This is a genomic window from Halalkalibacter okhensis, assembly GCF_000787375.1.
GTDB lineage: Bacteria > Bacillota > Bacilli > Bacillales > Bacillaceae_D > Halalkalibacter > Halalkalibacter okhensis.
Window position 1 is genome coordinate 250,037 of the sequence record NZ_JRJU01000002.1, and the last position, 26,178, is coordinate 276,214.

The 26,178-nt window shown below is 37.6% G+C and carries 28 protein-coding genes, 1 tRNA gene and 1 riboswitch; of the genes, 10 read left to right on the top strand and 19 right to left on the bottom strand.

Features of this window, described 5'->3' with window-relative positions; genetic code table 11:
• Positions 1-54 precede the first annotated feature (54 nt).
• The 6 genes from LQ50_RS02870 to LQ50_RS02895 all read right to left on the bottom strand — a co-directional run bounded on the left by LQ50_RS02870 (position 55) and on the right by LQ50_RS02895 (position 4,795).
• Positions 55-780 (bottom strand): hypothetical protein, encoded by a 726-nt coding sequence (locus tag LQ50_RS02870; protein WP_034625928.1) that lies wholly within the window; start codon positions 778-780, stop codon positions 55-57.
• A complete protein-coding gene (locus tag LQ50_RS02875; RefSeq protein ID WP_034625930.1) occupies positions 777-1,655 on the bottom strand; it encodes an ATP-binding cassette domain-containing protein in 879 nt (292 codons plus the stop codon). The genes LQ50_RS02870 and LQ50_RS02875 overlap by 4 nt, the downstream gene beginning before the upstream one ends.
• Positions 1,645-2,025 (bottom strand): GntR family transcriptional regulator, encoded by a 381-nt coding sequence (locus LQ50_RS02880; protein WP_034625933.1) that lies wholly within the window; start codon positions 2,023-2,025, stop codon positions 1,645-1,647. The genes LQ50_RS02875 and LQ50_RS02880 overlap by 11 nt, the downstream gene beginning before the upstream one ends.
• Before the next feature lie 343 nt (positions 2,026-2,368).
• Positions 2,369-2,689, bottom strand: coding sequence for a hypothetical protein (locus LQ50_RS02885; protein WP_034625936.1), 321 nt, complete (start codon positions 2,687-2,689; stop codon positions 2,369-2,371).
• A 241-nt stretch (positions 2,690-2,930) separates the two neighbouring features.
• Positions 2,931-3,389, bottom strand: coding sequence for a DUF3887 domain-containing protein (locus LQ50_RS02890; protein ID WP_034625937.1), 459 nt, complete (start codon positions 3,387-3,389; stop codon positions 2,931-2,933).
• Between the two features lie 29 nt (positions 3,390-3,418).
• Positions 3,419-4,795, bottom strand: coding sequence for an alpha/beta hydrolase (locus LQ50_RS02895; RefSeq protein ID WP_237563631.1), 1,377 nt, complete (start codon positions 4,793-4,795; stop codon positions 3,419-3,421).
• Between the two features lie 186 nt (positions 4,796-4,981).
• Here LQ50_RS02895 and LQ50_RS02900 point away from each other — a divergent pair, with 186 nt between their 5' ends.
• Entirely contained in the window at positions 4,982-5,827 is an 846-nt protein-coding gene (locus tag LQ50_RS02900) for an AraC family transcriptional regulator (protein WP_034625940.1), read from the top strand.
• Positions 5,828-5,890: 63 nt separating this feature from the next.
• Here the strand turns inward: LQ50_RS02900 and LQ50_RS02905 are convergent, their stop codons facing one another.
• Positions 5,891-6,082, bottom strand: coding sequence for a hypothetical protein (locus LQ50_RS02905; protein ID WP_034625942.1), 192 nt, complete (start codon positions 6,080-6,082; stop codon positions 5,891-5,893).
• Positions 6,083-6,896: 814 nt separating this feature from the next.
• On the opposite strand from LQ50_RS02905, the gene LQ50_RS02910 reads away from it, so the two are divergent.
• Together LQ50_RS02910 and nspC are read left to right on the top strand one after the other, a co-directional pair.
• The gene (locus LQ50_RS02910) at positions 6,897-8,129 is read left to right on the top strand and encodes a saccharopine dehydrogenase family protein (protein ID WP_034625944.1); all 1,233 of its coding nucleotides are present in this window, start codon (positions 6,897-6,899) and stop codon (positions 8,127-8,129) included.
• A 1-nt stretch (position 8,130) separates the two neighbouring features.
• Positions 8,131-9,258, top strand: a complete 1,128-nt coding sequence (nspC, locus tag LQ50_RS02915; RefSeq protein ID WP_034625945.1) for a carboxynorspermidine decarboxylase — start codon at positions 8,131-8,133, stop codon at positions 9,256-9,258.
• Between the two features lie 349 nt (positions 9,259-9,607).
• Here the strand turns inward: nspC and LQ50_RS02920 are convergent, their stop codons facing one another.
• From LQ50_RS02920 to LQ50_RS02935, 4 genes are all read right to left on the bottom strand, one after another.
• A complete protein-coding gene (locus LQ50_RS02920) occupies positions 9,608-10,468 on the bottom strand; it encodes a MetQ/NlpA family ABC transporter substrate-binding protein (RefSeq protein ID WP_034625947.1) in 861 nt (286 codons plus the stop codon).
• 17 nt (positions 10,469-10,485) lie between these two features.
• On the bottom strand, positions 10,486-11,154 hold the full coding sequence (locus LQ50_RS02925) for a methionine ABC transporter permease (protein WP_034625949.1): 669 nt from the start codon (positions 11,152-11,154) through the stop codon (positions 10,486-10,488).
• Positions 11,147-12,172, bottom strand: coding sequence for a methionine ABC transporter ATP-binding protein (locus tag LQ50_RS02930; protein WP_034625951.1), 1,026 nt, complete (start codon positions 12,170-12,172; stop codon positions 11,147-11,149). Before LQ50_RS02930 ends, LQ50_RS02925 begins: the two co-directional genes overlap by 8 nt.
• A 140-nt stretch (positions 12,173-12,312) precedes the next feature.
• Positions 12,313-12,426, bottom strand: a riboswitch (SAM riboswitch).
• 163 nt (positions 12,427-12,589) lie between these two features.
• Positions 12,590-13,000 carry a hypothetical protein gene (locus tag LQ50_RS02935; RefSeq protein WP_034625953.1) on the bottom strand — a complete coding sequence of 137 codons (411 nt, stop codon included), beginning with the start codon at positions 12,998-13,000 and terminating at the stop codon, positions 12,590-12,592.
• Between the two features lie 349 nt (positions 13,001-13,349).
• On the opposite strand from LQ50_RS02935, the gene LQ50_RS02940 reads away from it, so the two are divergent.
• Entirely contained in the window at positions 13,350-14,279 is a 930-nt protein-coding gene (locus LQ50_RS02940) for an ABC transporter ATP-binding protein (protein WP_034625955.1), read from the top strand.
• A 1-nt stretch (position 14,280) separates the two neighbouring features.
• The gene (locus tag LQ50_RS02945; protein WP_237563632.1) at positions 14,281-15,390 is read left to right on the top strand and encodes an ABC transporter permease; all 1,110 of its coding nucleotides are present in this window, start codon (positions 14,281-14,283) and stop codon (positions 15,388-15,390) included.
• Between the two features lie 131 nt (positions 15,391-15,521).
• Here the strand turns inward: LQ50_RS02945 and LQ50_RS02950 are convergent, their stop codons facing one another.
• The 3 genes from LQ50_RS02950 to LQ50_RS25675 form a co-directional block, all read right to left on the bottom strand.
• Positions 15,522-16,547, bottom strand: coding sequence for a LacI family DNA-binding transcriptional regulator (locus LQ50_RS02950; protein ID WP_034625956.1), 1,026 nt, complete (start codon positions 16,545-16,547; stop codon positions 15,522-15,524).
• A gap of 287 nt (positions 16,548-16,834) precedes the next feature.
• Positions 16,835-17,077: a hypothetical protein gene (locus tag LQ50_RS02955; protein WP_034625959.1), complete on the bottom strand. Its 243-nt coding sequence runs from the start codon at positions 17,075-17,077 to the stop codon at positions 16,835-16,837.
• A 289-nt stretch (positions 17,078-17,366) separates the two neighbouring features.
• A complete protein-coding gene (locus LQ50_RS25675; protein ID WP_202595338.1) occupies positions 17,367-17,519 on the bottom strand; it encodes a hypothetical protein in 153 nt (50 codons plus the stop codon).
• A gap of 148 nt (positions 17,520-17,667) precedes the next feature.
• Between LQ50_RS25675 and LQ50_RS02960 the strand changes: the two genes are divergently transcribed.
• Positions 17,668-17,742 (top strand) — tRNA-Gln (locus LQ50_RS02960).
• Between the two features lie 57 nt (positions 17,743-17,799).
• Here the strand turns inward: LQ50_RS02960 and LQ50_RS02965 are convergent.
• From LQ50_RS02965 to LQ50_RS02975, 3 genes are all read right to left on the bottom strand, one after another.
• Positions 17,800-18,702: an AEC family transporter gene (locus LQ50_RS02965; RefSeq protein ID WP_034625961.1), complete on the bottom strand. Its 903-nt coding sequence runs from the start codon at positions 18,700-18,702 to the stop codon at positions 17,800-17,802.
• A 108-nt stretch (positions 18,703-18,810) separates the two neighbouring features.
• A complete protein-coding gene (locus tag LQ50_RS02970; protein WP_034625963.1) occupies positions 18,811-19,461 on the bottom strand; it encodes a YdeI/OmpD-associated family protein in 651 nt (216 codons plus the stop codon).
• Between the two features lie 25 nt (positions 19,462-19,486).
• Positions 19,487-20,104: a TetR/AcrR family transcriptional regulator gene (locus LQ50_RS02975; protein WP_034625966.1), complete on the bottom strand. Its 618-nt coding sequence runs from the start codon at positions 20,102-20,104 to the stop codon at positions 19,487-19,489.
• A gap of 187 nt (positions 20,105-20,291) precedes the next feature.
• Between LQ50_RS02975 and LQ50_RS02980 the strand changes: the two genes are divergently transcribed.
• On the top strand, positions 20,292-21,494 hold the full coding sequence (locus LQ50_RS02980) for a YhgE/Pip domain-containing protein (protein ID WP_034626088.1): 1,203 nt from the start codon (positions 20,292-20,294) through the stop codon (positions 21,492-21,494).
• Positions 21,495-21,637: 143 nt separating this feature from the next.
• On the opposite strand, the gene LQ50_RS02985 is transcribed toward LQ50_RS02980, so the two are convergent.
• A complete protein-coding gene (locus LQ50_RS02985) occupies positions 21,638-22,564 on the bottom strand; it encodes a S8 family peptidase (RefSeq protein WP_052144557.1) in 927 nt (308 codons plus the stop codon).
• A gap of 210 nt (positions 22,565-22,774) precedes the next feature.
• Entirely contained in the window at positions 22,775-22,906 is a 132-nt protein-coding gene (locus LQ50_RS26195; RefSeq protein WP_272913696.1) for a hypothetical protein, read from the bottom strand.
• A gap of 548 nt (positions 22,907-23,454) precedes the next feature.
• Here LQ50_RS26195 and LQ50_RS02990 point away from each other — a divergent pair.
• From LQ50_RS02990 to LQ50_RS03000, 3 genes are all read left to right on the top strand, one after another.
• Positions 23,455-23,814: a hypothetical protein gene (locus tag LQ50_RS02990; protein WP_034625968.1), complete on the top strand. Its 360-nt coding sequence runs from the start codon at positions 23,455-23,457 to the stop codon at positions 23,812-23,814.
• 248 nt (positions 23,815-24,062) lie between these two features.
• On the top strand, positions 24,063-24,629 hold the full coding sequence (locus tag LQ50_RS02995) for a biotin transporter BioY (RefSeq protein ID WP_034625971.1): 567 nt from the start codon (positions 24,063-24,065) through the stop codon (positions 24,627-24,629).
• Between the two features lie 76 nt (positions 24,630-24,705).
• Positions 24,706-26,175 (top strand): AMP-binding protein, encoded by a 1,470-nt coding sequence (locus LQ50_RS03000; RefSeq protein WP_034625973.1) that lies wholly within the window; start codon positions 24,706-24,708, stop codon positions 26,173-26,175.
• The last annotated feature ends 3 nt before the right edge of the window (positions 26,176-26,178 follow it).

Consider the following 26,178-nt stretch of genomic DNA (forward strand, 5'->3'; position numbering starts at 1 on the left):
GAAAATCAATAGATCCGAATGGCTTCCATCACTAGTCTTCTTTTTTTATTATTTCTACTCTAATTTAATAGCTATTCTTTTCGTTACTTTACGAATAAGGAATAAACCAACACCTATTAGAAGCAACGTTCCAATAATAGATGAAAATATGGACAATGCGGGAATAGTTAAATTAAGATAGTTCGCTAATGGATGTGTTAGCTCTCCTTCCCATAGTAGGTCGGTTAGAGAGAGAAAGAGAATCGCTATTAAAATAAATCCAAGGCCACCCCAGCCTCCGAAGCGATAGAACCCTACAGCGATAATCCATCCTCCAATGTAATAGCATAATACGATCAAACTGAAGGAGATGAGCGGAATCACCCAAAATGAATTTGTATCGAGAAAAGCTACCTGATTTGTTAAAGGAGAATACGTTGTAAACGTTCCTAATAATAGAAGAATACCAGTGACAATCACTGAAATTAACATCAAACTAAAGGCTACTCCTGCAGAAGCAATGCTAGAGCCAATAAAATAGTCTTTACGTGTAACCCCATTTTTGACAAAGTAGGTAAGAAACGCCAAACATGAAATGATTCCTATAACAAGCATATATATTTTCGTTGGCTCAAAAAAGAAGGACATAAAGCTTAAGCCCATTTCTTCAACCTCAGTTACAAAGTGTTCAACAATCAGGTAAATAACAAAAACAATAGGTATATACCAAAGGGACCACTTCATCTGAATCGCAAATAAATCGAAAGCTACTTTTGAAGTTAAAGCATTACCGGGTCTCATTCGCTTTCTCCTCCTTTAGTTAAATGTATAAATAACTCTTGCAAGGACACAGGTCCAATTTCTAGTCCAAGTCTCTCAGCCAATTGATGGTCTTTCTCACTAAGCTCTCCATAAATCATGACCGATTTTGTATTTCCAAGCTGCTGTGTACTAAGTTGATTCTTATACTTTACAAACGAATCGACTTCAGTTGACTCACCAGTTATAGCCACACCGCGACTAATGATTTCGTCATATGGTTCATTAATGACTAAGGTGCCCTGGTCCAAAATAAGAACGTGGTCAAATAAATAGTCCATTTCTGATACAAGATGTGTTGACAATACCATGATTCGTGGATTTCGGGCCTGTTCGTCTAGTACTTCTTTATAAAATAACTCACGCGTCGGAGCATCCATACCACGATACGCTTCATCAAAAATCGTAATCTGAGATCGACTAGCAAGACCTAGTGTGACATTTAAGGCAGACTGCATTCCACTTGATAGTTTCTTAATTGGTTTATCAAGAGGCAGCTTAAACCGAGCTGCTAACTTCTCTGCATACTCACGATCAAAGTTAGGGCGATACCTTTCTTGGAATTCAAAAAAGCTCTTAACAGGTTCATATTCATCGCTATAATCTATCTCATAAATAAAGTTGATATGAGGCATGATATCTTTATTGTCAAACGGGTCTTTTCCTCCTATTTCTAGCGTACCTGATGATGGCTCTCTAAATGAGGCTAATAAAGATAGTAGTGTCGTTTTCCCAGCACCATTTCTACCAATTAATCCGTAGGTCTTGCCTATCTCAAGCGAAAACGAAACATTCTTTAACGCTTCAAATTCTTTATATTTTAATGAAACATTGGTCATATTAACGTTAAGATTCATGGTGGTCACTCTCCTTCAACTTCTGAATAATACCCGTGATGTCACGTTCTGTTAAACCTAATTTTTCAGCTTCCTGAATCATTGGTAAAACAAAGTTATCTGCAAATTCATTTTTCCGATTTTGAACTAGTTTTTCTTTTGCTCCCTCAGCCACAAACATCCCAACACCCCTCTTTTTATAAATAATCCCATCTTCCACTAGCAAATTAATCCCTTTGGACACGGTAATGTGATTTACTTTATAAAAATGAACCATTTGTGTTGTGGACGGTATTTGCTCATGCTCCTTTATTTGTTCTTTAAAAATCTGATCCTCAATCTTCTCTTTTATTTGTAAAAATATCGGCTTTTTATCATGAAATTGGCTCAAACTGTCCCACCGCCTTTCTACTTGCATAACTGAATACCCGAAGTGTTATACGGTTATATAGTTATGTATATAACTATAGTTGATACATAGATATTGTGTCAAGATCTTATAAAAAATTAGGCTTTTGCTCCTTTTCCAAAAGGAAAAGGAAAGAACATGAGGGGTGTAAATATACGCAAAACAAGCGCTGCTCCCTATTGAAGCAACGCGTAAAAAGTTAAATAAGAGATATTAATTTGACCACCTTATTTTTACCTGTTTGAAATTATTCTTTACTAAAAATCGATAACCCCTAGGCTTCCAGAGTATTGCCCAACTCTTTTACGCAATGCGTGTTACCTATCTAGAGCCTCTTCAATTCTTCATTAGATACACTACGCCATCCATGGTTTTCAAGTTTTTCTATATAGGTTCCCATTGGAATATCTTCTCTTTCTAGGACAAGCGGTGCTAGAGAAACATAGCATTCATTTGAATCATAATTAATCGTTACTTTAACGACTTCATATCCATTGTGAAAATCCTGATGAAACCCTGGATCGTCAATGATATCCCCATTTACTGGGCGAATTGTAGATTCAAATGTTTTCATCATCATAGTGCCTAGAGGCGTTTCTTTTTGGTCTTTTACAGACGATATAAATATAAGTAAATGTATTCTCATTATAGTCTCCTATGTTTGTTCCTTTTTTAGTAATGATGCAACAGCTTCTTTTTGAAAGTCTTTTTCGTATACTTTGTTGTAATTCATCATTTTCCCTTAACGACTCCGTTGCATTGCACTCCAGGCACTTGCTTTCCGAGTGAAGAGAGTCATGCGCCTTCCGCTCCATTCCACTTTAGTTTTATCAGGAATATAAGTAGCAATAACCTTGCGAAAAGGCCCTTTTACAAGTAACTTCCCTTTATTGAATAAAAAATCCAGCAATTTGATTTTGTTCATCAAAAGAGATCGTAAACATCACATCGGCTTCTTCAAATAGGCCGTTCAATAGTACAACAAGATATCCGTCCACTTCTTGAGTCGATTCGAAATCATAATCAATAAAAGCACCCACCTGGCTTTCAATTGTTTCCCAAAGCTCTCCTAATTCCGCCACACTTATTTGAGCTGACATTGTGTCATCAAATCTTTCTATTGCTTCATCATATTTTCCTTGAGATAATTGCTCAATAAACTGTTCAGCAAGTGATACAGATTCATCAATATCAAAATCATTTCCTTCTGTCTCAATCTCCGACTCTTCAGTCGACAGTTCTTGATTCTCTTCGATTTCATTTTCTTGTTGCTGTTGTTCTGCATTACAACCTGTGATGATAACGACGCTTGCTAAAACAGCCATTAATACATTATATTTTTTCATTTCAACTCAAATCCTTCCATATCGTTCATTTACTCATATTGTTCCATCACCCAGCGAGCCATATCACTAATGACATCTGGATGAACTACACCGGGATGTTGATATTCATCAATAGTACCTTTCTTCTCCCCCTCGTACCTAATAAAAAAATGATTGAGCCCTGGATAACTAATGAGAGTTGCATTTTCACGGTCTTTTAACAGATCCTCATACAAAGCAAAATCTTTTTCTAAATAGACTTGAATATCATCCTCTCCTTGGAGAATCAAGAGTGGCTTTTCTATTTTAGAAAGCAATTCTTTCGGGTCGTAGCTCTCCAAACCTTTAAAGTAGAATGCCGGTATCCCAAATATTGTTTTATCTTTGATTTCTTCCTCTGAAAAGCTTTCTAGTCTCATTGCTTTTTCATATTCTTCTTCAATTTGTTTCTTTGGTTCCTGTCGGTCGGACTCTTTTTCCAAAGCTAATAATGCCATGTTTTGATCATATATAATCTCCCACAAAGAACGAGGGGAACCTGCCATAATGATTAATCCTGCAAACTCTCCACCAGTAGCTTCGATTCTTGGCGCAAGCATCCCACCTAAACTATGACCAATGACATATACATGATTGGCATCAATGCGCGGATCTTTTTTCAAGAGATCAGCAGCCAATATAGCATCCTCTACTGTTTCTTCATAGACCGTAAACTCCGCTATTTCTTCCTGCGACATTTCACTTCCATACGTATATGTTCGCTTATCATAACGCAATACCGCAATTCCCTGTTCTGCAAGCCCCCATGCAATATCCCTAAATGGCTTATAAGAATAAACGGCCGAGTCTCTGTCACTTGGACCTGATCCTTGAACAAGTACAACGGCTGGGAGGCGTCCGACATATTCTTCAGGTAAAGTTAACGTAGCTCCAAGCTCATATGGAGTGCCTTGCCCAACGATCATTTCTTCTTCGATTACTTTGTCCGGGATGACCGAGTTCACCACTCCTTCTGTCTTATGAATGCTTACTAACTGCAACTCTTCATTAAAGATCATTCGCACGTCAAAAATCACATTAGTATATTCTAAGCCCGCTTCCACTACATGGTAACCCTGTCCTCTTTCTGAAGAGTGTAGTGAGACCATCTCAATGTAGTTACTATTTTCTCCCAGCTGCTCTTCCCACATTTCTATAAACTCAGCCTGTGACATTGAATCTTTCAACTCTTCTGTAAAAAATCGATACACATCATCATACTTGCTACTAACGATAAGCTCAATTATATCTTGACCAACTTCCTCTGCAGTAGGGCTTGTAAATTTAGCAGAACAAGATACTAACCAGATGGTGATACCAATAACCATCACTGTCCACAAGCTCGCTTTCATGATATTGAATGGATTCACTTCCTTTCTATAAATCATACAAGTCATCTCTTTTGCTTTTTAATACGTAATAACCACTTGGATAGTTTCATATTGAATGAGGATCTATACTAATACACCTCAAGAAGGTTATGCTACAATGACGATCCTACATATTTGTGCACAAAAGATCGGATGGCGACATGCATTCTTTGTTATTCTTTTGATGAAAGGGAGGTCATCGATATGGATTCGCTAGAAAATTTAAATAGAGCCATTGACTATATAGAAGAAAATATAAAAGAGGAGATTGACTTTAAAGAGGTCGCGAGGTTATCACATTGCTCCGAATACCATTTCAAACGAATGTTTTCATTTCTTGCAGGCGTAACACTTTCGGAATATATTCGCCGAAGACGCCTTACACTAGCCGCATTTGATTTGAAAGACCGAGATGTGAAAGTCATTGAAGTAGCCATAAAATATGGCTACCACTCACCTGATTCATTCACAAGAGCCTTTGTCACTCTTCACGGGATCACACCATCAGATGCAAGAGATCATGGTCATTTATTAAAAGCTTACCCTCGTATGACCTTCCAATTAACCATCAAGGGAGGAACTGAAATGAATTACAGAATGGAACAAAAGGATGCATTCCGAATCGTTGGCGTAAAAAACAGAATTAAATTGGTACCAACGGGAACGAACCCCGAAATTGCTGAGATGTGGGAAAAGATGAGTGAGAAAACAATGAATGAACTCATGCAGCTGTCCAATGTAGAACCAAATGGATTGATTAATGTTTGCGCAAACTTTTCCGATGATCATTCAAGTGATGGAGAACTTGATTACTATATTGCTGCTGCTACAACAAAGGAATGTCCAAGTCATTTTGATGAATACCACATCCCCGCTCTTACATGGGCCGTATTTGAGGTAGAAGGCGAATGGGATCACGTTCAGGAGACATGGGAAAGAATTTATTCTGAGTGGTTCCCTTCATCAGGATATGAGCATGATGCAGGTCCAGAGTTGCTAGCAAGTAAAGAAAATAAAAGTGAGATATGGATACCCGTTGTAAAAATTTAAAATTAGGAAAGCATTAAGCCTAATGAAAAAAATTAGGCTTAATGCTCAATTAATTCATAACTATTATGCGAACAACACCCAACTAAGAACCAAGATAACAGCTATCATGGGAATAAGAGCAAGGTACATGATTAATTGGTTATTCATGCTTCGATTACTGCTATAATTAGAATCTTCCGTTTTTGTCAGTGATAGTGTAACAATCAGAGCCACTAGACAAATAATTGCTACTAATATAATTAAAAAAGTTGTCATACTTCCTCCCTATCAAAAGATAAATAGCTTGATTATTCAACTATAACTTATTCCAAATAGAGATTCCAATGTAGCACATTCTACATCTAGAAGCCGCTCCCCTACAGATCCACCACTTAGATTACTCCCCATGATATGGACATCGTCTCTTCAAACTTTTATTTGATAAGTCAAACTTCCCTTCCATTCCTGTTTCTCATTAATATCATTCCTTATGGATAAATTTAGCACTTGATTTTTTTAATTTTTTTCCTTGTGGCTATTGAAATTTTGATAAGATGTTGCTACGCTAGAGGAGCATTATTTGGAGAGCTTACATTTTACTGAAATCAGGTCTTTCCAAGCAGATAATTTTGACCACTTACAAACGGTAAGTTAAAGCCATACGGACAGCTGGTCAAAGCCGACTGGCAACTTAGTTGCCTTATTGATTGAGTTAAAAGCTCAAATTTTATAAGTTGGTTACTTTACAACCAGTGCATTTGCACATCAACTTGTGAAACGGTCAATAAGAGTGCTAAAAAGTAATTATTTGCTATATAGACTCTGATCCAATAAAGATATTTTAAAAATATTAATGAGCTTTCTATCATTATGCTTTCGCATGATAGTTAACGTCTACATATGTGAAGTTCACTTATGCTTATTTAATATTTATGACTGAAGATATCTTAGCAAGTGTTGTGCGCGATCATGCGTAAGACACTTGCTTTTTGTGTTCAACCGTTTTAGAGAAGTTACATCGATTCTCATTTTGGGATAGCTCGAACTTCTCTTTCACTTGTGAAAATTTATTTAGTTAGGAGATAGGAAAATGGGAAAAGCACTTATTATTGGTTGTGGTGGGGTAGCAGCTGTGGCTATCCACAAATGTGTTCAAAATAGCGAGGTATTTGAAGAGATTTGTATCGCTAGTCGTACAAAGTCAAAATGTGATGACTTAAAAGCAAAACTTGACGGCGGGAAAACAAAAATTACGACGGCACAAGTTGATGCAAATAATGTTGATGAGTTAATCGCATTAATTGAAGAAGTCAAACCAGATATCGTTATGAACTTAGCCTTACCATATCAAGATTTAACAATTATGGATGCTTGCCTTGCAACAAAAACACATTATTTAGATACAGCAAATTATGAGCCAGAAGATACAGCAAAATTTGAATACAAATGGCAATGGGATTACCGTGAGCGCTTTGAAAAAGCTGGGATTACTGCTCTTTTAGGAAGTGGCTTCGATCCTGGAGTAACAGGTGTCTTTTCCGCACATGCCTTAAAGCATCACTTTGATGAAATCGAATATATCGATATTCTAGATTGCAATGCAGGCGACCACGGATATCCTTTTGCTACGAACTTCAACCCAGAAATCAACATCCGTGAAGTATCTGCTAATGGACGTTACTGGGAGAATGGCGAGTGGGTAGAAACGAACCCAATGGAAATTAAGCGTGTCTACAACTTCCCGGAAATCGGGGAAAAAGATATGTACTTACTCTATCATGAAGAGCTTGAATCTCTTGCTGTAAATATTCCTGGTATTAAGCGTATTCGTTTCTTCATGACTTTTGGCGAGAGCTACCTAACTCATTTAAAATGTCTTGAAAATGTAGGCCTTACTTCCATCGAGCCAATCGAATACGAAGGAAAAGAAATCGTTCCACTTCAATTCTTAAAGGCCCTATTACCTGATCCGTCTACTCTTGGACCACGTACAAAAGGTAAAACGAACATCGGTTGTATTTTCAAAGGGAAAAAAGACGGAAAAGAAAAAACGTACTATGTTTACAACGTATGTGATCACCAAGAGTGTTTCACTGAAGTAGGCTCACAAGCCGTTTCCTACACAACAGGTGTTCCTGCCATGATTGGTGCGATGATGATCATGACTGGAAAATGGAATAAGGCAGGCGTCTACAACATTGAAGAATTCGATCCAGATCCATTCATGGAAGCATTAAACAAATGGGGATTACCATGGCAAGAAAGCTTAAACCCTGAGCTTGTCGATAATGAGCCAATCAAAGAGACGGAGACTGTACGTTAAGATGCGGTTTGAAGAACTACCAACACCTTGTTATGTAGTAGATGAAAGCCTCTTAGAAAAAAACTTGAAAACTTTAAATGGAGTGATGGAACGTACAGGAGCTAAAGTCATCCTTGCCCAAAAAGCATTCTCCATGTCCACGATGTATCCACTCATCGGGAAGTATTTAAGTGGGACTGCAGCAAGCGGGTTATATGAAGCACGACTTGGTCATGAGGAATTGGGCAAAGAAAATCATGTCTTTGCCCCAGCTTATCGTGATGATGAAATCGATGAAATCATTTCCTATTGCGATCATATTATCTTTAACTCCTTCTCACAGCTAGAAAAATTTAAAGACAAAGTACTCCTAGCTGGTAAAAAGGTTGGCTTGCGCATCAACCCTGAATGCTCCACACAAGTTGGGCATGCGATCTATGATCCATGCTCACCGGGTTCCCGGTTTGGTGTAACGCTTGAGAATTTTCGCCCTGAGTTGCTAGAGGGTGTGTCAGGATTCCATTTCCACACGCTTTGTGAGCAAAACTCTGACGACTTAGCAACAACGCTCAATGCAGTTGAAGATAAGTTTGGGCAATGGTTATCGCAACTCGAATGGATCAATTTTGGTGGAGGACATCACATTACCAGAGAAGATTATGACATTTCATTATTAGAAGAATGCATTAAAAGAATGCAAACGAAATACGATTTAGAAGTGTATCTTGAGCCAGGAGAAGCGATTGCACTTAATGCAGGCTACCTCGTTACAACGGTTCTTGATACCATGCAAAACGGAATGGAGATTGCTATTCTTGATACGTCTGCAACTTGTCATATGCCTGATGTCCTTGAAATGCCTTACCGCCCTCCTCTCTTCGGATCTGGAGAAAAAGGTGAAAAGCCATTTACTTATCGACTAGGGGGACAAACATGTCTTGCCGGTGATGTCATTGGAGAGTATTCGTTTGATGAGCCATTACAAAATGGCGATCGATTAGTATTTGGTGATATGGCCATTTATACAATGGTAAAGAATACTACATTTAACGGCATGCCCCTTCCGGCAATTGCGTTGAAAGATACAGATGGCGATTACCGAATCGTGCGTGAGTTTGGCTATGAAGATTTTAAAGTGAGACTTGCGTAAATAAAAGTTCAACGTAGTCGCAATACGTTTCTCAAGCACCAGTTTCTATTTTAGAAACTGGTGCTTCTTATGCATGTAACATTTCTCTGTTGTTTTAAAGGGTGATAAAGACTTTTATATGCTCCATGCGTCTCGTGCAGGTCTTCATCCCTTAATGAATAACCTTCCTTCTCTCACATCTTCCTGTTCGGGTCTTCATCTCCCTTATGAGCGCTTTCCACCATTCACACCTTCCTGTTCCGTTCTTCTACCATTGACCTGTATCATGTTTTTATTAACATTTAATTCTTATCCATCAAAAAAAGCTGCTGAGATCAAAAGATCTCAGCAGCTTTTTCAATCTATTCTATTACTCACCAGTTAATGGAATAACCGCTCCATCATACGTATCGATAATGAATTGTTGAACGTCTTCCGATTGAAGGATCTCAACTAATTTTAAGATTTCAGCACGGTTCTCGTCATCCGAACGAACGACAATTAAGTTTGGTTGAAGAACATCTGCTCCTTCAAACGCAATTCCGTATTGCTCGATGTCTAATCCACCTTCAAGTGCATAGTTCGTGTTAATCACAACAGCATCGCCTTCTCCTGCTTCAAATGAAGGAGCAAGCATTCTTGCTTCTACTTGAAACTTATCAAACTGTAGGTTTTTTGGATTTGATACGATATCTTCTACGGTTGCTAAAGCATTTTCTTCAACATCAAGCTCAATTAAACCAGCTTCTTCAAAGATTGGCAGAATACGCCCATGGTCACTAATAGAATCACTCATGATGATCGTTGCACCTTCTGGAAGTTCATCTAAACTGCTGTATTCTTGAGAATACACTCCAATAGGCTCAGCATGGATAGCCCCAATGCTTACAAAATCATAATCTGGATTTTCATCTAATTGCATCGCTAAGTAACCAGGTGTTTGGAAATAGTTAGCATCAATGTCTCCATCACGTAATGCTTGGTTTGGCAAAATGTAATCTTGGAAAGTTACAATTTCAAGATCAATGCCTTCTTCAGCCAAAAGTGGTTGCACATACTCAAGCACTTCTGTATGAGGAACAGCAGATGCTCCAACTACTAATGTTGACGTTTCAGCCTGTTCTACTTCTTCTCCAGCTCCATTTTCAGTTGTTTCTTCTTCTGCAGTACCACAAGCTACTAAAGATGCTGATAATGCAGCTACACCAATTAATCGTAAAAACTTTTTCATAATAAAAATCCCCCTTGTTATCGTTTATCTGTTTTATTTGTAAAGTAGTCACCAACCCATTGAATCATAAAGACAATGATTAAAATGACCACTGTTGCAACTAATGTAATTTGACTATTGTTTCGTTGAAAACCTTCAAGGTAAGCAAAATGACCAAGTCCGCCTGCTCCAATCACACCAGCCATCGCTGTAAAGCTCACTAATGAAATGGCTGTGACAGTAATACCAGATATAAGTGCCGGCATCGATTCAGGTATTAACACTTTTCGAATAATATCCCATTTGGTAGCCCCCATTGCTTGAGAAGCTTCAATGACGCCTTTATCTATTTCTCTTAAAGCCATTTCAACCATTCGCGCATAAAACGGAGCAGCTCCAATGATTAAAGCAGGCAAAGCTGCATTCGCACCAAGCATTGATCCTACTAACATACGTGTAAATGGGATTAACAAAACAATTAAGATAATAAACGGAATCGAGCGAAACACATTCACAATTAAACTGAAAGTCGTGTTAATCCACTTATTTTCCCAAAGGTTGCCTTTACTTGTTAAATATAAGATAAGACCCAAGATTAAGCCAATGACAAACGTTGCAGCGACAGAAATTCCCGTCATATAAAGAGTTTCCAACGTAGCGTCCCATAGCCTATCCCATCTTACCCTACCAAACCATTGATCAAGCACGGACAATCACCTCCACTTCCACTTCTTTCTCGCGGATAAATGCAATCGCTTTGTCGATCTCATCTTTGTCACCCGTTAAGGCCACAAATAATGTTCCGTACGAGCCTTCTTGGATTTTCGTTAATTTTCCTTGGATGATGTTAACCTCAACGTCAAAGTGTCTGATTAACTGGGTAATCAACGGACGTTCTGCTTCTTCTCCGACAAACGTCAACTGCACGATCTGTCCGTCTGGATAATCAGCAAGCATATGATCAACAGCTTCTACTGTTTCATCCGTCTCTGTTATTTGTTTAACGAATTCTTTTGTCATTTTTTCTTTGGGCTTTCGGAACACCTCACGAACAGGTCCTTGTTCAACAATCTGCCCAGCTTCCATGACAGCAACTTGATGACAAATTTTTCGAATGACATGCATTTCATGCGTGATTAAGATAATGGTTAAGCCAAGGCGTTCGTTTATATCAACAAGTAGGTCTAAGATCGAATCCGTTGTCTTTGGGTCCAATGCAGACGTTGCTTCATCACAAAGCAGGACTTTTGGGTTATTGGCTAACGCACGGGCAATACCGACACGCTGCTTTTGTCCCCCACTTAATTGAGAAGGATAACTTTCTTCACGTCCTTCTAGGCCAACAAGTTTTATTAATTCATCGACTCGCTTGATTCGTTCAGCCTTCTGTACACCAGAAATTTCAAGAGGGAACGCTATGTTATCACGAACTGTACGTGACCAAAGGAGATTAAAATGCTGGAAAATCATGCCGATTTCTTGCCTTGCTTTGCGAAGTTCTGTTGGTTTTAATGTAGATAAATTTTTCCCAGCAACCACAACGTTACCAGCACTCGGTCTCTCAAGCATGTTCAGCATGCGAATTAATGTACTTTTCCCCGCACCACTATATCCGATAACACCATAGATTTCACCTTCATTGATGGTAAGGTCAATGCCATCTACTGCTGTAACCTGGCCATTTTTTGTTTGGAATACTTTTTTAATTCCTGTTAATGAAATCATTCAAATCTCCTTCCTCTTATAGATAACATTTCCTATAAGAATACTCATATTTATTACAACATCGATCTATTTTTTTATCTTCCTATAATGTAAAAAACCTTTCTACATGATGAGCAGAAAGGTTTTTTACATGATCCTTTCTCTCATCTTTCAAAGCATTACACTTTGCAGGATTTAGCACCTTCTTAGATCGTATTCGATCTAACGGTTGCCGGGCATCGTCGGGCCAGTCCCTCCGCCACTCTGGATAAGAGTCTATTAGATTTTTATTATTTGTTTAATTAGCAATGAGAGAATGATAGCATAAGTAAAAAATGATTGTCAATAAAAATTATTAGATCAATATAATTTATTTTTTCCAATTTATCAGAATATATCAGTAACTTCTTTTTCTACTATGAAATCCTCCATCTCATATTACGGTGCAAATGGAAAATAACTGAATACGACAATAAAGAGTGCGAACGACCCAAATAGCAGATATATGAAACTAAATAGAATATCCAAGCAAATGAACACCCATTTTTGCCAAGATTGCTTCGTTAACGCAAATTTTATCCAACGATAATTAATCATCGCAAGCAAATAAAGTCCTAAAACGATGAAAAAAGGAACTACCCATTGTCCCACCGGCTCCGAAGATTCTACCGTGCGCTCTTCAAATAAACCAGATTGTAATTTAATGATTTGACTTACAACGATAAAAATGCTCGCCATTAGCCCTCCTATTCCTCCAAACCATCGTTTCTCTTTTTTTGACATACCAATTAATAAACAACCACCTACTACTACAAATAGAGCAAAAATCACATAATCGATCGTCAACATCTCCCTTCATCATATTCATCACATTAAATTACAAATTTTCAGCTATTATTATAATGCTCCTTCATTATGACATAAATAAACACTGCCTTCTTGCATTTTTTTCCACTTTATAATGATTTTTTGAGGTTTGAACAAGTTACACACTTCTAAGCCATAAGCATTTTCCTCGTAATATTTAGTTACAGTTGTAAATTGACGTTCTCCCATCTTAGATAGTTGAGCAAAATATAAACAATAATTTTCTTTTTCTAGTCATACATATAAAAGTGTTGGGCTCCATTATGAAACTATTTTGAATGATTTGTCGTATTATAAAATGGTTAGATTGTGATGAAAGCGAGGAGAGAAAATGCCCATATTAGAAGTGAAAAATTTAAAGAAGTCCTTTGGAGCCATTCATGCTGTACAGAACATTAATTTTTCTGTTGGAGCTGGTGAGGTGTTTACCATTATCGGTCCAAATGGCGCAGGGAAGACAACCACACTTGAAATGATTGAAGGGTTGGTTACACCAGATCAGGGTGAGATCTATTTTGGAGAATTGAATTGGGATCAGCACGCAAAAACGATCAAACAAAAGATTGGTGTACAACCTCAGTCCAGTGCAATGTTTGATTTATTAACTCCTGAAGAAAACTTAAACCTCTTTGCCACGTTTTATGATAAGGCCCGCCCCACTGAAGAAATTCTAGAGCTCATTAATCTCACGGATCACCGCAATAATCATGTTAAAAAATTATCCGGCGGGCAGCGGCAACGCCTTGCAATTGGACTTGCGATGATTAGTGATCCTGACATCATTTTCCTTGATGAACCAACAACAGGACTTGATCCACAGGCTAGACGTAACATCTGGGATATTATCTTACAACTGAAAGAGTTAGGAAAAACGACTATCCTTACAACCCACTATATGGAAGAAGCTGAGAAATTAAGTGATCGAGTTTGTATTGTAGATCAAGGAAAAGTCATTACTGTAGATACCCCCTCTGCCCTTATTGAAAAATTAACAAAAGAGCGCGAAGTACGCTTATCATTCCTTGACGGATCAGAAGCTGCGGAACAAGCAAACCTATTTTCAAAGGTGCTTGAATCCGTATCGAGAACGGAGCGAGAAAATACGTCATTAAAGCTATGGACGACGAATCCTGAAGATACACTGTATGACTTATTTGGCTTCACAAAGGAAAAGAACTATCAGGTAGAACAAGTCTCTATTCGTGAAATGAGCTTGGAAGATGTGTTTATCGCCTTCACTGGTAAGGAATGGAGGGATTAAGTTGAAACAGTTTAAGCAAATGTTTTTAGCCCAATTAAAGCTGACGTTTCGAGAAAAACAAGCTTGGTTTTGGGGAATTTTCTTTCCTGTTATCTTGATGGTCATCTTTATGTCAATTTTTAGCAGCAGTTCAGACAGTGACTTTTCTGCAAAGGTTGCGATTGTAAACGAAAATCCAAATGCAACATCTAATATGCTTCTTGAGCAAATTAATGCCATTCCTGTACTTGAAGAAACAAACGAACTTGTTAGCAGAGAGACCGCCGAAGAGATGGTCCAAGACCAGGAAGTGAACGCAGCTATTATTTTACCTACATCTGAAGATGACACTTCAATCCTGCTTATTGTCAACAAAGAAGACGAACAAGGGGTAACGACACAAGCCCTATCAGGAATTCTTAATCAGTTTGTACAACAAGCCAACCTCTTTGCTGTAGGGGCAACTCCTACATATGAATTACAATTTGAATCGATCACATCTGGTGATACAGAATTAAGCTATACTGACTTTCTTCTCACAGGGATGATTGCCCTAGCTATTGCTCAAGGTGGGATGTTTGGTATGGTAGATTTAGTAGAAATGCGTCGAAAAGGCTTAATTAAGCGATTACGAATGACTCCTGCGAATATGAACCTTTTTGGGTTAAGCGATATGGTCATGAGATTGCTATTTAGCATCATTCAAATTATGTTATTATCCCTTATAGGTGTACTAATTTTTGGAGCTAATCTTTACATCAATTTTCCAAGTCTCCTTGTCGTCTTCTTATTAGGGGCACTTTCGTTTAATGCATTAGGGTACTTTTTTTCCTCCTTCAGCAAAACGACAGAGGCCTATATGGGAGTTGCCAATATTACTAGTTTTCTCATGATGTTTTTAAGCGGGGTATTCTTCCCAATTGAAACCATGCCTTCTTGGTTGCAGCCAATTTCAAATCTTCTTCCGCTCACCTATTTTGTTGAAGGTTTAAGAGAAAGTATGGTTTATTCAACTAGTGTCTTTTCAAGTGCACTATGGAGTGGTGTTGGGATAATGGTGTTATGGGGTGTTGTTACCTTTGTGATTGGCTCATGGTTGTATAAACGAAAGTCAATTGTAGCAACAAGGTAACTAGACTCCCACCGGGATCAGAAGCCTATCTTTATCTTTCATATAATTTCAATTGATTCGAGGGTGCCTATAAAGGTCGAGAAACAGACCTTTATAGGCATCCCTTTTCTCTTTAGGTTCACTGCGTTCATTTAATCATTAACCAATCCATTCTCTACGGATAATTCCTTTGTTGATTGACGAATCACTAACTCTGGTGGAAGCATAATGCGCTGCTTGTAATCTAGCTTGTTATTAATTTCACTAATCAATATATCGACAATTTGTCTTCCCATTTGCTCTATTGGTTGAGCAATGGTTGTTAATGGCGGATCACAAATCGTCGCTAGTAACGTGTTATCAAATCCAATGACTGAGAAATCATTTGGAATATCTAATTGAAATGCTCTTGCGGCCTGAGACACTCCAATTGCCAAAATTTCATTACCAGCAAAAATGGCTGTTGGTGGAACATGTAACGATAATAATTCTTCAGCTGCCTGCTTGGCTCCAGCCACAGTTGGTTTCACCTCACGGATAAGTGCTTCGTCAACAGGTAACCCCATTTCATTCATTGCATCAACATAGCCTTTAATTCTCTCTTCACTACTTCGGGCATTTTTCTCAGCAATCATTGCAATGTTCTTATGGCCAAGTGAGCCGAGATAAGCAGTTGCCTTATATCCCCCTTTGTAATCATCAACTGAAACAGTATTTAAATTTAAAGATGGTATATCCTGACCAGTTAACGCAACTGGAATTCCTTGCTTCACCATATTTTCGATTAGGCCGACTTGTTTAAAGCGAGAGGCAAGAATGCAACCATCCACCTTTTTTCTCAGGAGCAAAGAGATATATTTCGCTTCTTTCTCTTCACTATCATTCGTACTGCAGATGACAACACTGAAGCCGAGTTCATGGGCGCGTTCTTCCATACTAGCCGTAATTTCCGAGAAAAAAGGGTTGGTTAAGTCTGGAATCAGCACTCCTATTGTTTCCGTCCTCTTTCCTGTCAAAGCTGATGCGACAACACTAGGTTGGTAATTTAATTCTTCCATTATTTTTATAACTTTTTTTCTCGTGTCTTTTCCAATACGTCCATTGTTATTTATAACTTTTGATACGGTTGCAATAGATACTCCTGCCTTCTTCGCAACATCATAGATCGTTGGTTGCATACTTATTTTACCTTTCCATATCAGTATCTCTATTTTTATAAACGTTTTTTTAATTGAATCCAATATAACACTATTGATATCGTACTGATTGTTTAAGCTTCATTTTTCCTTATTGCATAGATAAGATAAAGCGCTTTCTCATAAACTATTATACATTAAGTCTATAAATATGTAAGGTTGATCTTAAAATCTATCATTTTTCAACACAGTTTTTTCCAAAAGCATCAAAACATTCTAAGTATCTACTACGTTTGTGAATAGGATAAATTATAGGTCACCTATCCCCCTCAAATAAACTCTCCCGCATTATACTTTTCTAACAACACCTCTCTAACAAATTGCAGACATTCAGGAGATAAAGATGACCTTTCAGCATGAATAATATCTCCATATGGTCTACCACCAACAAATTTAACCTCTCCTTCAAAACTATTTCCAAGTACATAATCATATCCAGTAAACTTTACAAAACATGTTTGATGTTCGGTTTGACTAAAATCAATTACTTGTAGTTGGTGTTTTTGCTTCATTATGTATTCCCCCTTAATAAATAACCACCTATTCCCTTCCCTTCTAACTATTGTAGCTCATGACTGCCAGCGATTTGTTAAAAATATAAAGGCAACATGCATTTAAGCCAAACAAGCCATGGAGGTACAACATTATGAGTAAAAATAAAAATGGCGGTACAAAGCAGAAAAAAGGCAACAGACCTAAGCACAAAACAAGTAGCAGTGCTAATGGCCGAAATAGTTATCACTAATACGTAAACTCTAAAGTGTCTATCCCTTTTCATTCAAGGGGATAGACACTAACTTATTACTCCTCGGTCACACGATTTCTAAAAGCCTCTTTTGTTACTAAGTACTCATCTTCTTCTATGTTATTTTTTGATTTCTTCATTTCACTTCCTTTTGGAAATGCACCGGGATGTCCTTTCTTCTTATGATTAAAGCTTTTTCCAGTTGCCATATTGATCCCCCCTTAAAGTTATTCATCTTTAGTTTTTTCATAAAGATTTCACTTATGCATCGGGTATCAAGAACCTATGGCTTATAAAAAAATTACATTTCATTGCATAATAATCTCGAGAAAACATATGATAAGAACATCGCTTCGCTGGGCTATAGCCAAGTGGTAAGGCAACGGACTTTGACTCCGTCATGCGTAGGTTCGAATCCTGCTAGCCCAGCCATTTTCTTCTCAAGAATAATTCTACCCTAATTATCCTCCCTCCCCTTAACCAGCATTTCTAAATAATAAAATTAGCAAAAACATACAAGATGACCATACTTATTACAATTGTTATATTGGATATAGTAGCAACTAGACGGGTCGTGCTATATTTAAATTCTACAGCAAAAACTAACGCAGACGCTGCAACTGGTAGTAACAAACCAACCATGATTGTATATCGAAACATCTGATCGTATGGCAGGTAGAAGTACATTGCTACGCCAACAAGCAGGCCTAAACTATAACGGAAAGTTAAATATTTCAAAATCGGTTTGATAAACTGCTTTTCAACTTTAAAATTCAAATAAAGTCCTAACAGTAATAACGATAAGGGAATATTGGCTGCAGATATTGTGCTTGCAACATGAATGAATGTATCAGGTAATTGAATATTGTTAAAATTTAACGTACTCGCTATGATGTAGGTCATTAACGGAATAGACTTGCCAAGTTTTTTTAATATATCTAACGGCTTAAGATGAAGCCCTTCTTTCGAAAAATAACTACCAAAAATATAAGCAAGTCCAAAGACAATAAACGATGTTCCAACATCAAACATACTAAAATGAGTTAACCCCTCCATCCCCCATATGGCATATACTAATGGAAAGGCAAATAACCCAACATTAAATCCCGAGAGCATCAGGAAAGAGCCTTTTAGTTCCCTTTCCTCTTTTTTAAATACCCATAAGCAAAGGATCACTGTTATCAATCCAAAAATGAATACAATAAAAGGCAAATAAATTAAAGTCGTATCAATTTCTACTGAATGAAATGTAACAATCACTAAAGCAGGAAGGGTAATTTTAAAAATAATTTTCGAGATGACTTCCCCATCTCTTTCTTGTAAGATATTAAAACGTTTTAAAAGGTACCCAAGACCAATGATTAATATAATATAAAGAAATTCCTGATTCATAAAAGTGCTCCTCATTGAAGATCTGCTTCCACAAGTAAGTTGGAATTGGTACTCCCCACAATAACTTGAAATTCAAAATCTTCATGGCTTCTCCTCTAGTCTATTTTCCTACTTCTTCTTTTGACGAAATAAATCCATCGACTTATAGCCTTGCGATAAGACATCAATCATTTGCTCTTGTCGCTTGTCTCTTGTTTTTTGTTGCTTTGCAGAGTAAATATAGCGGGCCCAATCTTTTTGATAACCTGGTGTAAGATTTTTGAAAAAACTTAGCACCGTTGGGTAATCAGCTAATCTGTTTTCTACATCTTTTACGTTCTCTTCATAATCTGCAACACACTGGCTTGCAACGGTTGATTTTTTGTTTTTCTTTTTCTCATGTTTTAATCCAACAACCGTGAAGACATCATCCATGCTTACCATACGTGAAAATTTTAAATCACTGTTTTCTATATATCCATCTTCACCCACTTTCATCGCAGGAAAAATTTCGTCTCTGTGAACAAAAGTTGAATATCTTTTGTTGCCTTTTTTCGGATAGGCAAAAAATATGTATCCTTTTTCAAGTATGCATTGATCATTGATGATCCGTTGTGTGTGCCGAACCATTTCGTTAACTGTTTCTACAAAGATAAAAATCGCATCATGTTCTTTAGAAAGCGCCGTCTCGAAATCATTGAATACATCATAGTCATTCGGCTGATTGATAACAGCCATACTTGTGTACTTACTAAGGTTTAATTTATTTATTATTGTCATGAGTAAGCTCCTTTAATGTTTGGTGTTAGTCCTTAATTAATCCTGCTACTCGAGCTGGCCCGAGCAGCAGCGTCTTGCTTAACACCATTGCAATTTCTTCTGGAGATTCTTTCATCCCGTTTTCTAACCAATATTGTATTACTCCAAGGTGCGCTGATGTAACATAAGCAATAAAGTAATCCATTGGTACGAGCATTTGGTTATTTTCGATTTGACTTTCCTTTTTTCGCAAAATATTATTCTTCATTACTTCTTTTAGTTTCCCCTGAAAAGCAGGATCTCCTGTTGGACCTATGATTACCTTCATAAAGTTTGAATTGTCAGCAATAAATTCAAATAATCGGATGATAAATGAAGTAGGTTTATCGTACTCGCTTGAGCTGATAAATAGATCTGAATCATACCTATTAATGTCTTCAGTTATCGCCTCGATCCCTTTAATGATATCATTTTCACTCTGCTCTAATAAATCATATTTATCCTGATAATGAAGATAAAACGTTCCACGGTTAATATCTGCCTTTTCTGTCAAATCCCTTACCGTGATCCCCTCAAATCCTTTTTCCTCCATTAGATCTGTAAGTGCATCTCGAATCAACCTTTTTGTACGTTTAATTCGTCTATCCGTTTTTCTTTCTGCCAAAAAAAACACCTCCCCTAATAATAATTCTGCAAACTAATGAACACTTTCTTTTAAAGTGTGTAGTACTCATCATTCCCGAATGTATTGATCATTGTTTTATTTACTATAGAAATTATAATTTACATTGTATTCATTAATCAACACGGTGTCCATAAATTTGGACAACAAAGGAGGAGCTCTCATGAACATGTTCAAAAACAAACTGATCTTAGCAACACCTTTCATTGTCTTAACCGTCCTTTTTATTTTTTCCCTAACGCTGATACCGACGGTCAACCCTACTCCCCAAAATATCCCCATCGTTTTCGTAAATGAGGACCAAGGAGTGGCTATCCCCGATCAAGGCACCAAATACTTTGGTGAAGTCATTGCTTCAAATGTAATGAGTATAGAGGGGATATCAGATGAAGATCCTCTCATTAAGTGGGAGATGGTGGAAAGTAGAGAAGTTGCGGAAGAAAAATTAGATCAAAAAGATTATTACGCAGCCTTCATTATCCCAGAAGACTTTAGCAAGAATCAAACCACTCTTCAAACGGAACAACCAACCCCTCCGAAGGTTGAACTCCTTGTGAATAGTGGGATGAATCCGATGGCAAGTACAATGATTACTCAAGCATTTGATCAAATCGTCGATTCTATTAACGAAAATATTCGAACAGACATTTTAGATAACGTTCAAAGGCAAGGAGAAACACTAACACCTGAACAAGCTTCAGCTCTAGTAACACCCATTATTAAACAAGTAACTCATGTTAATGCACCAGGACAAAACACGATGAACGGCAATGCGCCTGTATCCCTTTTTCAACCACTTTGGATGTCGAGTATGGCAGGAGCTGCTATTTTATTTTTAGTTATAAGTAAAATACCTATTGTAAATCGAAAGGAAAACTTCTTAATAAAATGTGGGCAAATTATAATTGGTTTGGTAATAGCTCTAGTTGCAGGATTGGGATTGTCATGGTTTGCATCTAGCGTTGTCGGGATCGATGTCCCGTCCTATGTGGATACCGCCGTGTTTCTTTCAATTACTTATTTTAGTTTTTTCTTGATGATCTCAGCCGTCCTCTCTTGGATTGGGATCAGGGGAATTGTCCTATTTGTTCTCACACTCTTTTTTGGTGCACCTCTTCTTGCAATGGCACCCGAGTTCATGTCTCCTTTTTACAGAGATTGGATTTATTCATGGTTACCGATGCGGTTTATGATTGAAGGATTAAAAGATTTATTTTTCTTTGGAGGTGGATTGAGTTGGAGTTTCCCGTTGCAAGTTTTGGTTGGAATTGCTACGGTGAGTGGGCTTATTATGATTGCATCCGTGTTTAAGCCCGCGTCTACTGCAGTGGCAGAGAAAAAGGAAACGCCTCAGACTCTAGGAAAATCCTAATATTACTTATAACATTATGAATTGATAAAACAGAAAGTCCCAAAGGGGTAAAAAGATCCCTTTGGGACATCTTATAGTCCCCCTTTCTCTTCTGTACTTTCATAACTCAAGAAAACAAGCAGGATTATCATCTCTGTTATTTATTATTTTGTAGAGGTTATCTTATGCTCCATTTTCGCCGTAACTAAACTAGATACTAATTTCAACATGCCATTACCTTGAAAGCGCCGGCTATAATTCAATGAAACCGTTCTTTTAATAAGCTGAGCGTAAAGTTCAGCCTCTGATAATGATCGATCAAACTCCTTCTCACTTTGTTCAATAATAAGAGCAACTGCTCCTGATATATGTGGTGCCGCCATTGATGTACCCGATAACACCGCAAATTCATTGTTAAGATAGGTAGAGAGAATTTCTTCCCCTGGGGCAACTAGGTCAATCTTACAATTCGTATTGCTGAATCTAGACATTTCCTCTTGTAAATTCACCGAACCGACTTGTACCACTTCCGGATATGCACCTGGATAAGCATACTCATCTGTTTCATCATTTCCATCGCCTTCATTCCCAGCAGCACAAACAACAAGGATATCCTGCTGAATTGCTTCTTGAATGGCCTGATGCAACTCAGGACTATCTTCTCTCCCACCGAGTGACATAGAGATCACACGTACTCGCTCGCCATGTTCTCCCCTCCAATTTGTCGCATATCTAACGCCATCAGTTACCCATTTAGTATCTCCAAACCCTTGTCCTGATAACACTTTCAGAACAAGGAGTTTTGCTTTAGGTGCTACCCCAATCACACCTGCGTCATTTTCAGCAGCACATATGGTTCCGCAAACATGAGTACCATGGCCATTATAATCCTCAAAAACGGTTCGATCACCATTATCATCTGTTGTAAAATTATACCCATCAACAATTTGATCTTTTAGTTCAAAATGATCGGAATCACACCCTGTATCAAGAACAGCAATAACGATTCCATCTCCAGAATATCCTTGCTCCCATACAGAAGGCGCCTCGATTAATTCAATACCAGGTGGAATTACTTTCGTGTCTTGCATGACAGTTTGAACAGTATAGGGGATTAAACTTACTTTACTCAATGTGATTCCTCCCTTAAGAATAATAATGGCGACATATATTCCATTTACCCTAAGTACCTCACTGCCAATATAAACATTTTGTTACATTTTAAAAATTCTTGCATCATTCAGCTAAACAAGTATTATAATAGTCGGGTAGAATATTTTCGTTTTTCTATAGACGGTTCCTTAAGGGAATCGTCTTTTCTTTTTAGTTTTTTTTCTAAGCTCTTTTATATTTTTTAATCCGAGAGTGATGGAAGAGAAAACTGTGGCAACAAGCACTAACAATTTTAAAATAAGCTCTAGCCACTCCAACACAATTATCGCCTCCTTTTTACAAAAAAAGCCCACACAGTAGCAATACGACTGGCAAGGCTTTTTTTGTGAAGTAAATACTTATGAGCTTAGCACTTCAAGGATAATTATGGAATATATGTCACTTATTATTCTATCATGTTCATCACTATTAAAATACAAAAATACGAATATTCGTTCGTTTATACTGGTTAAGCTTGGAAAGAATAATGATTCTGCATTACTTAATTCCTAGGTCAAGTTCCTTTAATAACTACAAGAGGGAGGAATGGATTAGAGTTTTGACAAAGCTCGACTAAACAAGCGAAACGGTGCCTCGTAAGCCCTCTTATAAGCCTTTAGAGAACTAACTTTGAAGCGATTCATGAATATAAGCTAAGGAAAGTCAGGTTGAAAGATTCCTGGCTTTCTTAGCTTTGTAGGAATGACTCTACTCATTGTTCGCAGTATCGTTTTATATGATTGATTATTAATTTATTTAATTAACAGTTTTAACAACTGAAATTTCGGGTACAGAAAGAAAAAGCTTATTTTTTCTAGGAGTGAACACTTTGTTTAAAAAAGATGATTGGAAAATAGTTTGGCAAGGAATTGAATATAATATCACCGTTGTAGAGCAATTGGGAGGCATTCAAATAATAAGAAGAAACGACGATGAGTACTTTATTGCTTTAGTGGAGAAACCGATCTCAAAAATAAAAGTAAAAGAACTCGGACTAAAGTATCGGCATCTTTATTTTGTCTATACATACCAAAAAGACGAAGCTTATCAGGTCGTTAGCTATAAAAACAAAAAAATGGTTACATGTGATACTTCTTGGATCAGTCTAATCGATGTTTTGAGTTACTTATATGAAGGGTTTGGGTTTGATTTAGAAAATGAATACGATGTGATTAATCACGATAATTAATGTTATTAAGAAACCCTCTCTATCGTATACTTTTAGCTGGGCTAAAACGAAGGGGGTTTCTAGGATGAGAAATTACACAACCCACTATTGGAGAAATGAATTCTGTTCATTTGAATTTCATAGCATGTCCCATATTTTCCTGCCCTTATTGTTAACCAAAATACATAATTATGTTGACATTAAATCCCCCTCCCTTTTATACTACGAGAAAAGCTCACTTCAAAAATATACTAAAATGAGGGAATATTATGAAACTACGAAATATGATTTTTGCTGCACTTTTTGCTGCTGTTGTTGGAGCTCTAGGAATATTGCCACCTATTACGCTACCGATCTCTCCTGTTCCGATTACGGCTCAAACTTTAGGCGTTATGCTTGCAGGTGCGATTTTAGGGGCAAGAAACGGAGCACTTAGCCTTGGTATCTTTGTCGCTCTCGTTGCAATTGGCATCCCTCTTCTTGCTGGTGGCCGCGGGGGAGTTGGTGTGCTTTTCGGACCAAGTGGCGGCTATATATTAAGCTGGCCATTCGCTGCCTATGTGATCGGTTTTTTAGTTGAGAAGTATTGGCATAAGATGAATATTGCGCGATTTATTCTTTTCAATATCATTGGAGGCATCCTCCTTGTATATGTGTGTGGAATTAGCTATCTTTCTTTCATTTCAGGAATCCCTTGGACTACTGCGGCTATTCAAGCACTTATATATGTTCCAGGTGATGTAACAAAAGCCATCATTGCAGGAATCACTGCTATGCAAATTAAGAGAGCCTACCCTCTCATTAATAAATCAACGAAGTTACATAAAACAGCTTAACAGTCAAAAAGATAACAGGACCGTCCCTAGGGATAACCTTCTAGGGAATGAGATCAAAAAGGAGTGGCTTCACGAAATGATGATAGGTAAAACAATTAAACAAACAGCGGCTGCGCATCCCGAGAAAGTTGCCATCTACTGTGATAGAGAATCCGTCACATACAAAGCACTAGATGAAGATATCAACTTCTTAAAGCAACAAATAGCTACAGTTCTTGGTTCACCAACGGGAAAAAAGGTTGCCTTTTTACTAGAGAATGATCAACAGTTTTTAACGACCTTTTTAGCTATTAGTCAAATAGAGGCTATCGCCATTCCTCTTGATTCAAAATGGAAACAGGATGACCTTCACTATATTTTAACCGACTGCAATCCTGATCTAATTATTGGTGAGTTAGTTTTTCCTAGAATAGATAGCCTATCTTATGCAGATTTAATCGAGAAAAAGGGGTCCTCATTGACAACAGATCCCGTAATCACAGAAGACCCGCTATTTTATATTGGCTATACATCAGGTACAACTGGTAAACCAAAAGGATATGTCCGAGCGCAATCTTCATGGATTCATAGCTTCTCAGTAAGTAATCAGGTGTTTGATATTAAAGCAGAAGACGTTATTTGTGCACCAGGTCCGCTTGTACATTCCCATTTTCTATATGCGGCTCTTCACGCACTTCACATTGGTGCAACAATCTACATCACTAAGAAATTCGATGCAAATGCCGTACATCAAACATTATTAACAAACCCCATTTCAATTCTATATCTCGTTCCGACGATGTTTTCAGCATTGCATGAGGTATATGTGAAAACTAAAATCCCGATTAAACATCTAGAAAAAGTTATTTCAGCTGGGGCCAAATGGCACTCAAAGGAAAAACAAAAAGCCAAGGAAGTGATTCCGCATGCAGAAGTATTTGAATTTTACGGAGCGTCTGAATTAAGTTTAGTAAGTGTTTTAGATGAAAAAGGCTACCATGAGCATTCTGAATCTGTTGGTCGCCCTGTACCAGGAGTAGAAGTGGTCATCAGAAGGCTAGATGGCAAGGAAGCAAAAGCAGGAGAAATCGGAAAACTTTTTGTAAAAAGCAAACTACTCTTTAGTGGCTACCACAATCAGCAAGCGGCAACTAACGAAGTGTTCCACGGAGATTGGGTTACAGTCGGTGATCTAGGTTTTATGAATGAAAAAGGCTATATCACTCTAGTCGGCCGAGAGAAAAATATGATTATTAGTGGAGGATTAAATATCTATCCAGAGGAAGTGGAAAAGGTTTTATCTTCTCTTCCTGAAATTGATGAAGTCATCGTCATCGGTTTAAATGATTCCTATTGGGGTGAAAAACTTGTAGCTGTCATAAAATGGCATAAGGGAACATACCTGGCTGACAAGCAACTAATACAGCATTGCAAACATCACCTCGCTTCTTACAAATGCCCAAAACAGTTCATTGAACTGACAAACTTCCCCTACACAACAAGCCAGAAAATAGCTAGAAAACAAGTCATCAAGCTAATAGAACATAAAATTGCAGCAAGGACGTGAGAT

Excerpts from the sequence above, each read along its gene's own strand:
- LQ50_RS02870 (WP_034625928.1), bottom strand. The coding sequence starts at position 780 with ATGAGACCCGGTAATGCTTTAACTTCAAAAGTAGCTTTCGATTTATTT.
- LQ50_RS02875 (WP_034625930.1), bottom strand. The coding sequence starts at position 1,655 with ATGAATCTTAACGTTAATATGACCAATGTTTCATTAAAATATAAAGAA.
- LQ50_RS02885 (WP_034625936.1), bottom strand. The coding sequence starts at position 2,689 with ATGAGAATACATTTACTTATATTTATATCGTCTGTAAAAGACCAAAAA.
- LQ50_RS02890 (WP_034625937.1), bottom strand. The coding sequence starts at position 3,389 with ATGAAAAAATATAATGTATTAATGGCTGTTTTAGCAAGCGTCGTTATC.
- LQ50_RS02895 (WP_237563631.1), bottom strand. The coding sequence starts at position 4,795 with ATGATTTATAGAAAGGAAGTGAATCCATTCAATATCATGAAAGCGAGC.
- LQ50_RS02900 (WP_034625940.1), top strand. The coding sequence starts at position 4,982 with ATGGATTCGCTAGAAAATTTAAATAGAGCCATTGACTATATAGAAGAA.
- LQ50_RS02905 (WP_034625942.1), bottom strand. The coding sequence starts at position 6,082 with ATGACAACTTTTTTAATTATATTAGTAGCAATTATTTGTCTAGTGGCT.
- LQ50_RS02910 (WP_034625944.1), top strand. The coding sequence starts at position 6,897 with ATGGGAAAAGCACTTATTATTGGTTGTGGTGGGGTAGCAGCTGTGGCT.
- nspC (WP_034625945.1), top strand. The coding sequence starts at position 8,131 with ATGCGGTTTGAAGAACTACCAACACCTTGTTATGTAGTAGATGAAAGC.
- LQ50_RS02920 (WP_034625947.1), bottom strand. The coding sequence starts at position 10,468 with ATGAAAAAGTTTTTACGATTAATTGGTGTAGCTGCATTATCAGCATCT.
- LQ50_RS02930 (WP_034625951.1), bottom strand. The coding sequence starts at position 12,172 with ATGATTTCATTAACAGGAATTAAAAAAGTATTCCAAACAAAAAATGGC.
- LQ50_RS02935 (WP_034625953.1), bottom strand. The coding sequence starts at position 13,000 with ATGTTGACGATCGATTATGTGATTTTTGCTCTATTTGTAGTAGTAGGT.
- LQ50_RS02940 (WP_034625955.1), top strand. The coding sequence starts at position 13,350 with ATGCCCATATTAGAAGTGAAAAATTTAAAGAAGTCCTTTGGAGCCATT.
- LQ50_RS02950 (WP_034625956.1), bottom strand. The coding sequence starts at position 16,547 with ATGCAACCAACGATCTATGATGTTGCGAAGAAGGCAGGAGTATCTATT.
- LQ50_RS02955 (WP_034625959.1), bottom strand. The coding sequence starts at position 17,077 with ATGAAGCAAAAACACCAACTACAAGTAATTGATTTTAGTCAAACCGAA.
- LQ50_RS25675 (WP_202595338.1), bottom strand. The coding sequence starts at position 17,519 with ATGGCAACTGGAAAAAGCTTTAATCATAAGAAGAAAGGACATCCCGGT.
- LQ50_RS02965 (WP_034625961.1), bottom strand. The coding sequence starts at position 18,702 with ATGAATCAGGAATTTCTTTATATTATATTAATCATTGGTCTTGGGTAC.
- LQ50_RS02970 (WP_034625963.1), bottom strand. The coding sequence starts at position 19,461 with ATGACAATAATAAATAAATTAAACCTTAGTAAGTACACAAGTATGGCT.
- LQ50_RS02980 (WP_034626088.1), top strand. The coding sequence starts at position 20,292 with ATGTTCAAAAACAAACTGATCTTAGCAACACCTTTCATTGTCTTAACC.
- LQ50_RS02985 (WP_052144557.1), bottom strand. The coding sequence starts at position 22,564 with ATGCAAGACACGAAAGTAATTCCACCTGGTATTGAATTAATCGAGGCG.
- LQ50_RS02995 (WP_034625971.1), top strand. The coding sequence starts at position 24,063 with ATGAAACTACGAAATATGATTTTTGCTGCACTTTTTGCTGCTGTTGTT.
- LQ50_RS03000 (WP_034625973.1), top strand. The coding sequence starts at position 24,706 with ATGATGATAGGTAAAACAATTAAACAAACAGCGGCTGCGCATCCCGAG.